Origin of the sequence: Stenotrophomonas oahuensis, from assembly GCF_031834595.1 — a bacterium.
Classification (GTDB): domain Bacteria; phylum Pseudomonadota; class Gammaproteobacteria; order Xanthomonadales; family Xanthomonadaceae; genus Stenotrophomonas; species Stenotrophomonas oahuensis.
Genome location: NZ_CP115541.1, coordinates 3,246,662 through 3,258,617, shown reverse-complemented (window position 1 = coordinate 3,258,617; position 11,956 = coordinate 3,246,662). Strand labels below are relative to the sequence as shown.

Below are 11,956 nucleotides of genomic sequence, written 5' to 3'. Positions count from 1 at the left end.
CGCGTCCTTAGAGTTTAAATACGGTGTCAATCACCACGGCCGATGTCGGGGCCGCAGTGTCGTCGGTGGAGAAGCCGGTGATCTGATAGATCGGGGTCGCTTCATCAAGCGGCGCGCCCATCTCCAGCGAGGACTCGCCGACGATGCAGGTATCGATCTGACGGACGTTCACCGCCGATTCCGAAGCGTCGGCCTGGGTCGCTGCCCAGTTCACCGGGTCGTAGCCGTCATCGCAGACACGATTGATATCGCCTTCGCTGACCAGCGCGCCGTCAGCGACGTCGGTGCGATTGGCGATCGATTCGACCGCGTTTTCCGCGCCACGCACCACGCCTTCACTGTTCTGGAACGCCCGGTTGGCCGCCCGGTAGTTGGACGACATCTTTTCCTGCATGCCCGCGACCTGCATGCCTGCAATACCCAGCAGGGCCAGCAGGATCAACATGATCAGCGCGACATAGAGAACGGCACCGCGCTGCTGGCGCGCGCCGTAGGAACCTGGTTGATGTCTTGTGTAGGTTGCCATGTCAGTTCCCGAACAGTCGGTTGCGCAGTGCCACGGTCACTTCGTAAGGAGCGCGGTAGCGACCATCGTTGGTGGAGCCCTGTTCGAATTCCACGCCGAGCACCGAGGGGTTGTTAGCCGGTGTGACCGAGGACGCGGGATCCGGGCTGGTCGCCAACAACCCGACGCGCACTTGGCCCACGCGCAGCCACTGTGCGGCGGCGGCGGCATCGGTACCTTCCGACACGTCGGTAGCGATTGCGGACTGGGTGATGTTGCCGACTGGCGGCGTGGTGATGGAAATGTCGTCCGTCGCATCAAGCCCGAACATCAACTGCAGGCTCTGGATGCCTTCGACCACTTCCTCGTTGATCACGTAGCCACCCGTAGAGTCGGCCCGCGCCCGGCGCAGTCCGTTCACCCCGGTGGTCGGGTTCAGCCCAACGTAGTAAACGATCGATTCGGCCCGATACAGCATGGTCTGACCGGTAGGCTGGACCGTATAGCGACTCAGGTTGACGCCGGTTCCGGTGACCTCGGTCCCCGACAGCGAGCCGGCGAAGACATCGGCATGACCGCAATCGGCGATGCCGAACAGGGTCGGCTCGGGCACACCATCCTTGGTCAGGCGCTCCGCGCGATCCGCGATGGTGACTACGGAGTTGCCACTTGCGGCTGCAATCTGATTGACCGGCACGCCCTCGGAGTCCAGGAAACGCAGCACCAGCACATCGCTGCCACCGGCTGGCGAGGGCGAGAGGCCCGAGATGCTGGCCGGCAACGTCGAGGGCGCAGACCAGTCTCCGCCCAGGGCAAGCGAATCGCCCGGCGCGGTGCCCGGTGCCTCATAGCCCTGGATGGACACCCGGAAATCCAGCGGTGAACCGCTGCCCGGGTTCACACCCAGGTTGTTGACCGGGTCGCCGAGGTTCTTGACCACGTGGGCCTGGTCGTTGACACAGCCCATGTGGCCTGCCATGCGCAGGTCACGCTCGAGGAATTCCAGCGCGAAACGTGCATTTTCCTGCGTGCGCGATGCCCCTTCTGACAGGCGCGAGGCCGCGCTGGACGCGGAAAAAATCTGGATGACGCCGAGCATGATGATCAACCCGATCACCATCGCGATCATCAGCTCCACCAGCGACACGCCGGCCATCAGGATCGGGCGGGGAGCACGCTTCACAGTTGAGTCTCCAATCCAAAGGTGGTGGTCTGGTCGGGATTCTGCGGATCCCAGCGCTGATCGCCCCAGGTGATCGCGACACTCACGGCCCCGTCATTGATCGTCACTTCCGCGCCCGCGTCCTCGCCGAGCGCCTTCACCACCTGGCACTGCCAGAGGGTGACCTTCTGCGCCAACGACACCGCGCCGGCATCCGGCGAACACGCCGTTGCAACGTCCACGCTGCCCGGATCGAAGCTGGCGCTGGAGTACCAGTTCGCCTGGTAGCGGTTGGAGCGCATCTGCTCGATCAGGTCGTAGGCGAGATTGGTGGCCTGGGTCCGGTAGTTCGAGCTCTGCACGAAACGGACATTCATGGTCTGCATGAGGGCGAACCCCAGCAGGCCAAAACTCAGCACCAGAATGGCGATGAGCACTTCAAGCAGACTGAAGCCGGATTGACGGCGGCTGGAGCGGAAAGGTTTCACGAGCAGGTTTCCTTGGTGCTGCGCACCTGACCCGAAGCATTGATGAGAAGCTGGCGCTGCTGGGCAACACCTTCGGTGCAGGTCGTGGCGCGGACTACGATGATCTGATCAAGGCCTGCACGACGGCGGCCGCGGGCATCGAACGCCACTTCGGCATCCGGCCCGGTGACGGTCAGCGTGTCCTTGAAGCTCACGAAGCGCAGGATGGTGCCTGCCCCCAACGTACCGTCGCCATCGGGATCGCTGAACGCCGCAGCCCCGTGCGCCCAGTCACCATCACAGGTGCTGCCGTCGCTGCTGCCGCAGACACCGCCACCGCGACTGCTGCGGATGGCTTCTGAACGGGCAAGGTTGGCGAGGCCGACCATCTCGTTATTGGCGGTGGTGACCCGGCTGGACCGGATCAGGCCCTCGAAGCTCGGATAGGCAATCGTGGCCATGATGGCCACCACCGCAATGGTGACCATCAGCTCGATCAGTGTGAAGCCCTTGGACAGGCGCAGAAACATGGGACGCTCCCCAGCGTGATGGCATGGACAATGAACGCCCCACCGCCGGGCGGCAAGGGGCAGAGGGACGAACGGTCGCCCGGGGGCGACGGGCGTCAATGCCTTGACGCCCGCCCTGCCCTGCCCGGCCGGCTCAGGTCAGGCCAGCACCCGGTAGCACGGCTGGTACTCGCCTGAGATCTTCATCCGGCGCTGCTCGACGAAGGCGCGCAGCAGCGCGTCCAGGGCCTGCATCATGTCCGGGTCGCCGTGGATCTCGAACGGCCCGAACTGCTCGATGCGGCGCATGCCGTCTTCCTTCACATTGCCAGCGACGATGCCGGAGAAGGCCCGGCGCAGGTCCGCCGCCAGCGCGTGTGGCGGACGCCCGTGGTGCAGGTCCAGCGCGGCCATCGCTTCGTGGGTCGGCACGAACGGCTGCTGGTACTCCCACGGGATCTCGATCGACCAGTTGAAGAAGAACGAGTCCTTCTGTGCCAGGCGGTGCTCACGCACACGCTTGATGCCGGCCGACATCTGCCGGGCCACGGCGACCGGATCGCCGATGATGATCTGGTAGCGCTCGGCGGCCGCATCGCCCAGGGTCAGGCGGATGAAGCGGTCGATCTGCTCGAAGTACGGCGCGGCCACGGTCGGGCCGGTGAGGATCAGCGGGAACGGCAGATCCTTGTTCTCCTCGCGCAGCAGGATACCCAGCAGGTACAGGATCTCCTCGGCGGTGCCGACGCCACCGGCGAACACGATGATGCCGTGACCGATGCGGACGAAGGCCTCCAGGCGCTTCTCGATGTCCGGCATGATCACCAGGTGGTTCACGATCGGGTTCGGCGACTCGGCCGCGATGATGCCCGGCTCGGTCAGGCCGATGTAGCGCGTGGTGTGCTTGCGCTGCTTGGCATGGGCGATGGTCGCGCCCTTCATCGGGCCCTTCATCGCGCCCGGACCGCAGCCGGTGCAGATGTCCAGCCCGCGCAGGCCCAGCTCGTAGCCGACCTGCTTGGTGTACAGGTACTCGTCGCGGCCAATGGAGTGGCCGCCCCAGCAGACCACCAGGTTGGGGTCGCCCGGGTTGAGGATGCGCGCGTTGCGCAGCAGCCCGAACACCGCGTTTGTGATGCCCTCGGACGATTCCAGCTCGGCCGCGTAGGCCGGGCCCATCTCGATGGCCATGTAGGCCAGGTCGCGGACCACCGCGAACAGCAGCTCGGCCACGCCGCGGATGATCTCACCGTCGACGAAGGCCATGGCCGGGGCGTTGACCAGGTCGATGCGGACGCCACGGTCCTGCTGGGCGACCTGGATGTCGAAATCGGGGTACAGATCGCGCGCCGCGCGCGGATCGTCCGAGGCACTGCCGCTGGTCAGCACCGCCAGCGCACAGCGCCGCAGCAGCTCGTGCATGCCGCCGCCGGAGGCATCGCGCAGGCGCGCCACTTCGGCTCTGGACAGCACATCCAGCCCACCGCGCGGGTAGATCCGCGCGTCCTGCACCGGCAGCGTGCGCGCCGGGGTTTCACTGATCGTCATGGTCATTCTTTTTTCACTTCTTCAAGGTTGCCGACTGTACCGCTGCCCCCTTAAAAAGCAAAACGGCCGGGAAACCCGGCCGTTGGACGTAATGAGCGTTGCGGGCGACTACTTGATCGAGCGCGCTCCTAACCGAATGAGCATACAGGCATCCCCCCCTCCCGGACAAGCAATCGCGGGCTGGATGTGGGCGGGCCTCACCAGGGCAGGCCCGCCCACATGGCGGATGGCCTAGATCGCCGCGATCGGCAACTGCAAGCGCAGGGTTTGCGGGGCATAAGGCACATACGAGACCGCCGCGGCGGAACCGGAGGCCTGGGCGAGGCTCTGCACCAGCAGCTCACCCTCGCCCGGCAGCGGACCGCCAGCGGCGCGGGCTTCCACGTCGTCGGCGCTCCACTGGTTCCAGTCCCGGTCGGTGAACCAGTCGACGCGGTTGGCTGCGTCGGCGTACCAGTCCTTGACGGTGATGCTGCCTTCGCCGTCGGCCGTGGCAGCGACCAGGTCGTCGCCATCACGGCTGAACTGCAGGTCGGCGAAGGCGGTGTCGTAGAACATGACAGAGTCTTCGCCCCACGCGTCACCATTGAGGATGACATCGTGGCCGTCACCGATCCACCATTCATACCCGTCGTTGCCATCGCCACCGATCAGGGTGTCATTGCCGATGCCGGCAGTCAGGTAGTCATCGCCCTCGCCGCCGTCCAGCGTATCGTTCCCGCCGGCACCGTCCAGGTGGTCACTCCCCTCCATGCCCAGGAGCACGTTGTCGAGGGCGCTACCAATCAGTGTGTTGTCGTACGCACTGCCTTGACCGATGACTGCCTCACCGCGCAGCACAAGCGTCTCAATCCCATCGCCCAGCGTGTAATTGATCGTTGAAACGACAGTATCGCCGTCACGATTAGGATGGAACCCGGGTGCCGGCAGTTCCCAAAGGTCGCCCGCGTCTCCCGGCAGCTCATTCTGCATTGTGCGTGCAGCAGACGCGGCGCGGGAACCACCGACTTCCTCAACGCTTTCGACCACTACATCCCCGGCGCTATCGACAAAGTACAGGTCGGCACCACCACTCCCTTCCATGTAGTCATCGCCCTCGCCACCAATCAGAGTGTCGTCACCCCAGGACGTAATCAGGACGTCATTGCCGGCACCGCCATCAAGCCAGTCGTCGTAGTGGAACCACTGGTCGGGATCGCTGCCGCGCAGGATGTTCGCGCCCGCGTTGCCGACCAGCACGTTCTCGGCGTTGCCGCCGGTGGCGTTCAGATCCGCTGTACCCTGCAGGAACACGCGCTCGATGTTGTGTTGAGCCGTGTAGCTGATGGATGCCAGTACGGTGTCGATGCCATCTTCAGAGATGCCCTCATAGCGGTCGTCCAGCTCGACCGCAACGTCACCCACGCTGTCGATCACGTAGGTATCGTCGCCCCGTCCTCCGATCATCCGGTCACTACCAGTACCGCCATCCAGAAGGTCGTCACCCTCGGCACCGTTCAATGTATCGTCTCCGCCGAAACCGCGCAGGACATCATTACCTACGCCGCCATCCAGCACGTCGCTCCCCTCTCCGCCAAGGATGACCTTGTCCAGCAGGACCGCATTGGCAACCAGCCAAGCAGGATCCCATTGCGATCCATCTGCGAACAGCACGGATTCGATACCGGCATCACCGGCGAAGTGAGATTTCACGCGCAGCACATCGCGTTCATTCAGACGGAGCAGCAGATCGTCACCAATTCTTTGGATGGCCACGTCTGCGGTCGTGATGCCCGCTGCAAACCGGATCTGGTCAGTTCCGCCAGCATCACGAACCAACTGCGCGCCGTAGGTACGGTCAAACACATAGGTATCGCTCGCCCGGCCACCTTCGACCGGTAGCCCATCCGGGTATTCCTCATCGAGGCTATCGTTCGCCAGCCCCAGATCAAACCAGTTGTTCGCGTCGGAGGCGCCGGCCACTCCCCACGGGTGGCCGGCCTGGATTCCAATTACATAGTTCATAGCATTGGAATCGCCGCCAAACCAGCGACTTTCTATCGAGACCTGGATGGGCGGAAGATCCTCACCCAGGCGCTCCAGTAACTCGGCAGCCGTCCACGTCGTCCCGTCTGCAAACTGGAGCGCATCGATTGGACCGCCGCCGTACTCGTTGGCCACGCTACTGAAGTGGCCCATCACAATGATCCTGTCGCTGGTGCCGGCAATATCGATCACCAGTGCATCACCCGAGCGTGCAAGCCTGACGTCATCCTTGGACACATCGGCAGCAAACTGCACAACGTCGTAGTCGCCTTCGGTGCGGGTGCCGTTGTTGATGAAGTCGACCCCGGATCCACGACTGAACAGGTAGGTGTCATCGCCAGCGTCGCCATGCAGGTAGTCGAACCCTGTGCCGCCGTCCAGCACGTCGTTTCCATCACCTCCACCCAGCTCATCATTGCCGGCACCGCCCAAGAGCGTGTCGTTGTGATCGGATGCAAGGAGGTAATCGTTGCCTGCCAGACCGTCGTAGAGATCGTCCACTGCATACTGCCCGGTCAGAAGATCGTGGTACTGGGTACCCACCATCGACATCGCAGCGATGGTGGAGGCCGACCAGAAGGTTCCGTCGGCAAACTGCACGCCACCCAGGTTAGGCGAGGTCCCATCTTCGCTGAGCATCAAATAGCGGAAGTAGTCGTCGATCGTCACGGAGTCGCCCGTACCAATCAACTCCAGGACGAGGTCATCATAGGCATCCCCTTCGCGCCGCTTACGACGCAGGTGGATCTGATCCGGCGAGATCGTCGAATCGAAATGGATGATGTCCGCTTCGCCAAGCGTATGACCGAAGACGTCATAGATGATGTCCTTTCCATCCCCGCGAGCAAATCGATAGGTGTCCGATCCGCTCCCGCCATACAGATAGTCCTTGCCAGTGCCTCCGGACAGGACGTCATCGCCTTCTTCCCCTTGCAGGTAGTCCACGCCTTCACCGCCGACCAACGTATCGTTACCCCTTCCTCCAATCAGCGAATCGTTGCCGGCTCCGCCGTCAAGGAAGTCCTCGTCTCCCCAGCCGCCGTCCGCGTAGTCCGAGTATCCGTAGAGCCGGTCGTTGCCATCGCCTCCATAGAGACGATCACTGCCGATGCCAGCAACCAGGTAGTCATCCCCAGCGCCACCGTAAAGGCGGTCCACGCCACTACCTGAGTAAAGATAATCATTGCCGCCGTAGCCGTTGAGCACGACGCCTTCACCGTCGAAGTGTTTGATGGTGTTGTCACCCGAGAGGATGTCGGACTCCTGCAGCAACGATCCGTCGCTGAAGGCCAGCTTCACCGGCGACAGCGCTGGATCGTAGTACCCCAGAACAGTGAGCGTCTCACCCGTTTCACGTGAACGGAGCGTGAGGTCGTAACCTATCCGGACGAATTCCAGATCCAACGCCGAACCAATGTCTCGCATCTCCACCAGGCGCTGTGCAAGAACGTCGCTCACGGCAATGGTGTCGTTCCCTGAACCAATTCCCCAACGGAACACATCCGAGCCTGCTCCACCATCAAGCGTGTCATTGCCTTGGCCGCCATCAAGCTCGTCATCGCCTGCTCCACCGTAAAGCACGTCATCGCCGTCACCACCGAGTAGACGGTCATTCCCTTCGGCACCGCTGACGACGTCGTTACCGGCACCGCCGTCGATCTGATCATTGCCGGCACCGCCATCAAGCACGTCGTCGCCCGCACCGCCACGCAGGACATCGTCCCCGTCGGTCGCGCCCTCGGAAGGCTTGCCCGGCAAGCCCATTACCGGGCCGCCACCGAAGTCACTGGCACGCAGCACGGTGCCATCGGCAAATTCAATGATATGAGAGCCGTTGGTACTGGCGAGGAAACCCTCAAGAATCAGTGCGTCCCAACCATACGGCCCCAGGAAGGCAATCGTCAGCGAGAATCCATCGGACGTGATGCTGGCCGCGTTTCGGGTGTAGGAAGAACCCGGCTGGAAGCGGATGATGTCACTGCCGCTGGTTGCCAGGTCCAACCCTTGAATCCGGTCAGACCCAAATCCAGGGCCGAACTCATACACGTCGTTGCCGGCACCGCCATCCAGAATGTCGCCGCCCGTTCCACCCACAAGTCGGTCGTTACCGGCCAAGCCCGAGATGGCATCGTCGCCAGCCCCACCCAGCAGCACGTCGTTGCCGTCCGTGCCGGTGATAAGTCCGCCCTCGTCGCCCCCGGTGATCGGGGTGCCGCCCCCGATTCCACCGCCGTTATTGCCTTCGGCCATCGCCGCGACTTCGTCGCCACTGACCACAAGGCTGCCAAACTCGAACCGGTCGGTTCCCTGCGCCATGAAGAAACTGCGTATCAACAGTGTGTCAACGCGCCCTTCCAGGGTGATCAGTAGATCAAAGCCGTTGACACGACTGAAACTGAACTCCTGAGGGTCCAGCTCGGCCGCGAAGGCATACACGTGCGCAGCGCCTTCGGCCGCCTTGGCCTGCACCACGTCGTTGCCGAAGTCCGCTGCAAACTCAAAGCGGTTCTCGCCCAGTCCGCCGTCCATGGTGTCGTTGCCGGCCGCGCCGGCGAATACATCGTTACCTGCTCCGCCAAACATGACATCGTCGCCCTCGCCGCCGTTGAGCTGGTCGTTGCCCGCCCCGCCGTCCAGGTAGTCGTTGCCTGCTCCACCATTGAGCACATCGTTACCGGCCAGTTCGCTGCCAGGAACATCGCCGTACAACTGATCATCACCGACATCGCCATTCAGCAGATCGTGGCCGCCGCCGCCCACCAGAATGTCATTGCCGCGACCACCTTCCAGGATGTCATCGCCCTGGCCTACACCCTCTTCAAACGCATCGCCGGCCAGATAGTCATCCCCATCGCTACCGAACAGCTTGTCCGCACCGGCACCACCGAACAGGGTGTCATCGCCCGCACCGCCGTCGAGGAAGTCCGCATCCTCCCCACCATTCAGTTCGTCTTTGCCGTCTCCACCGCGCAGGTTGTCATTGCCCTGCCCGCCCTGCAGCAGGTCGTCGCCCGCGCCGCCCTCCAGCACATCGCGTCCTGCGTCGCCCCAGAGACGATCATTGCCCGCGCCACCATCGAGGGCGTCATCATCTTCGCCGCCCGCCAACTGGTCGTTGCCGGTCCCGCCGATCAGGACGTCATTGCCCTTGCCACCCCACAGGCTGTCGTCATCTTCGCCGCCATCGAGCAGGTCGTTGCCGCCGTTTCCGGACAGCGAATCGTTGCCGAAGCCACCAAACATGCGGTCGTTACCGTGGTAAGCGAGCGGCACGAATTCCTCGGCGGCGTCCCCGGACATGATGTCATCACCGGCACCACCGATGAGCTCATCACTACCTCCGAAGCCAATCAAGGAGTCATTTCCGTCGCCTCCGTCAAGCTTGTCGTTTCCGAAATCGACTCCCTCCAAGGAATCGCCCTCGAGGTGGTCATTACCTGTTCCACCGATCAGCGTGTCACTACCGCCATCGCCGAAGAGACGATCGTCGCCAGCTCCGCCATCCAGGTAGTCATTGCCGGAACTCGTATTGATCGCGTAACTGAAACCTGTGGCGTAATCCAGGCGATCGCCCTGAAGCACGTCATTGCCGTCGCCACCGTCGATCGTGTCGGAGCCGCCGAGGCCGAACATTTTGTCGTCACCGTATCCACCCTGAATAGTGTCATCGCCACCAAGACGAGCTGCGCTCGACAGATGTCTCGACAGGGTATTGAAGATATTGTCGCCGATGGTCAACTCATCGCCGAGAATCAGGTCGTCACCATCATCTCCATAGATGGTGTCATCATCCGCGCCACCCAGAAGCAGATCATTCCCAGTCCCGCCATTGATGAGGTCATCACCCTCACCACCGTAGATGACATCGTGACCGTCGCCACCGAGCAGCTCGTCCGCTTGACCGGCATACACCTCCGGGTCCAGATATCGAACCCAGTCAAAAGTGTCGCTTTCCGGGCGAACAGCGAACACACCGAAGGCCTTGAAGTCGAGCAGCAGTGAGCTGGGATCCCCAAGCGTGGAATCTTCGGAACCGTGAACGGCCCAGTTACGCCCGTGGGTCAGCACCGTCGGATCCGCGTCCCAGTACTTATGGAAAGCGTCGCCATTTGTGGTCCAGTTCGCCATCATCGGCGCGGACAACAGGAAGTCGTTTCCGCCGCCGCCACGCAGGCGATTTACCCCAGGGCCACCGAGCACCAGATCGTTATCGGCACCGCCATCGATCCAGTCATCGCCAAAGCCACCGTCGATGCCGTCATTGCCAGCCATGCCAAAGAGGTAGTCGTCACCACTCCACGGCGGCTCCGCATACTGACCGTCAAAGCCAACGACGTCGTCGCCATTGGTGAAGATGATGGGATTTTCCGGCGTACCTGGCTGACCCAGGTCGGGCAGCGTGATGCCAAGGTCGCCATTGTTCCAGCCACTGACGATGATGCGGGCACCTGTCGCCGCGTGGCGGATGATCAAGGAGCCGCCGGAAAAACTGATCCGCAGACTCTTGTCAGAGGTTTCCCAAGTGGCTGGGCCGAGTGCCCGCTGAAGCGACGCGGAGTTGATCGCATACCCATCAATCTCGATAGCGCCCTTTCCATCACTGTCGATGATGACGTCTTCCCCGCCTTTGACCATCTGCTCACTGTAGAAGGCATAGGTATCCACCCCATCGCCACCTTCGAGAGTGTCACGCCCCAGGCCGCCCACCAGACGGTCGTTACCTGCACCGCCCCGCAACCTGTCGTCCCCGGCCAGACCCTCCAGAATGTCGCTATCCGATCCACCACTTATGTAGTCGTTCTTGCTGCCGCCGCGGATCCAGTCTTCGCCGACTCCACCGGTCATGGAGTTCGCCTCAGTGGAACTTCCCAGCAGGTTGTCGCCTTCTTCGCTGCCGAAGGTCAGCGTATAGCCAAGATTCACCGCATCGGCCTGCCCATACTTGATGATGGCGTCGCGCAGTTCGGTCTGAACATCCTCCGGCGACTTTCCAAGCATTGTCTCGAACAACTGATCCACGGCTTCGGAAGCGATGTATCCGAGGAACGCTGCGGTTGCTACGATAGATGCAATCACAATAACCGGCGCACCTGCGAGCGTGGCGGCCGACATCAATGCGCCCGTGGCAGCAGTGATCATTGCGCCAACGGCGAGGCCAACAAGCAGCTCCTGCAGCGCTCTCCCATCGCCGTCAACCACCGCTTCAGCTATGTCCCGTACGGTTATCACGTTGTCGATGAAGTTGAATATCTTCCCGAGCTTTGCAGTGCCGCCTACTCCGAAGGCCTCACCGAGATCGTTGAGCGTACTCAGCCCCCCGATTACCTCCTCCGCCATTTTCAGGGCGTCTCCGGTAGCAATCACAGCGCGAATCCGGTCGAACTTCTGCCGACTCTCCAAAGCCAACTGCGCGGCCAAAGCAGCCTCAGCGGAATTTCCTTGAGCTCGGAACTGGTCAGCGAACATCATTGCCAGATCTGCGTTCTGCTCAAAAGCGTCGGCAAATATCTCCAGGATCTTCTGGTCATTGAGCTGCCCGGCGTCGGACAGCGCTTTGATCTCGGCATCCTTTCGCATTATGTTTCCGGCAATGGCTCCGGACAGCTCAGCAATACGCAGGCCCATATCGGGATTGCTTCCATACCACATCTCTGCCATGACGCTGCTCTCCTTGATGTTGCGTTGAGGTATCGACCGCGCACGCGAAAGCAGCGCAGCCTCGTTCAGGAACTACGTGATG

The 11,956-nt window shown here is 62.3% G+C and carries 6 protein-coding genes; all 6 read right to left on the bottom strand.

What is annotated here, in order from left to right; translation table 11 throughout:
• Positions 1 to 7: 7 nt before the first annotated feature.
• The 6 genes from PDM29_RS14465 to PDM29_RS14440 all read right to left on the bottom strand — a co-directional run bounded on the left by PDM29_RS14465 (position 8) and on the right by PDM29_RS14440 (position 11,874).
• Entirely contained in the window at positions 8 to 526 is a 519-nt protein-coding gene (locus PDM29_RS14465) for a pilus assembly PilX family protein (protein WP_311190792.1), read from the bottom strand.
• Between the two features lies 1 nt (position 527).
• Entirely contained in the window at positions 528 to 1,661 is a 1,134-nt protein-coding gene (locus PDM29_RS14460; RefSeq protein ID WP_311193796.1) for a PilW family protein, read from the bottom strand.
• Between the two features lie 23 nt (positions 1,662 to 1,684).
• Entirely contained in the window at positions 1,685 to 2,161 is a 477-nt protein-coding gene (pilV, locus tag PDM29_RS14455) for a type IV pilus modification protein PilV (RefSeq protein WP_425508756.1), read from the bottom strand.
• Positions 2,152 to 2,664: a GspH/FimT family pseudopilin gene (locus PDM29_RS14450; RefSeq protein WP_311190790.1), complete on the bottom strand. Its 513-nt coding sequence runs from the start codon at positions 2,662 to 2,664 to the stop codon at positions 2,152 to 2,154. Before PDM29_RS14450 ends, pilV begins: the two co-directional genes overlap by 10 nt.
• A 138-nt stretch (positions 2,665 to 2,802) precedes the next feature.
• Positions 2,803 to 4,191, bottom strand: coding sequence for a nucleotide 5'-monophosphate nucleosidase PpnN (gene ppnN, locus PDM29_RS14445; protein ID WP_311190789.1), 1,389 nt, complete (start codon positions 4,189 to 4,191; stop codon positions 2,803 to 2,805).
• Positions 4,192 to 4,422: 231 nt separating this feature from the next.
• The gene (locus PDM29_RS14440; protein ID WP_311190788.1) at positions 4,423 to 11,874 is read right to left on the bottom strand and encodes a calcium-binding protein; all 7,452 of its coding nucleotides are present in this window, start codon (positions 11,872 to 11,874) and stop codon (positions 4,423 to 4,425) included.
• Positions 11,875 to 11,956 lie beyond the last annotated feature (82 nt).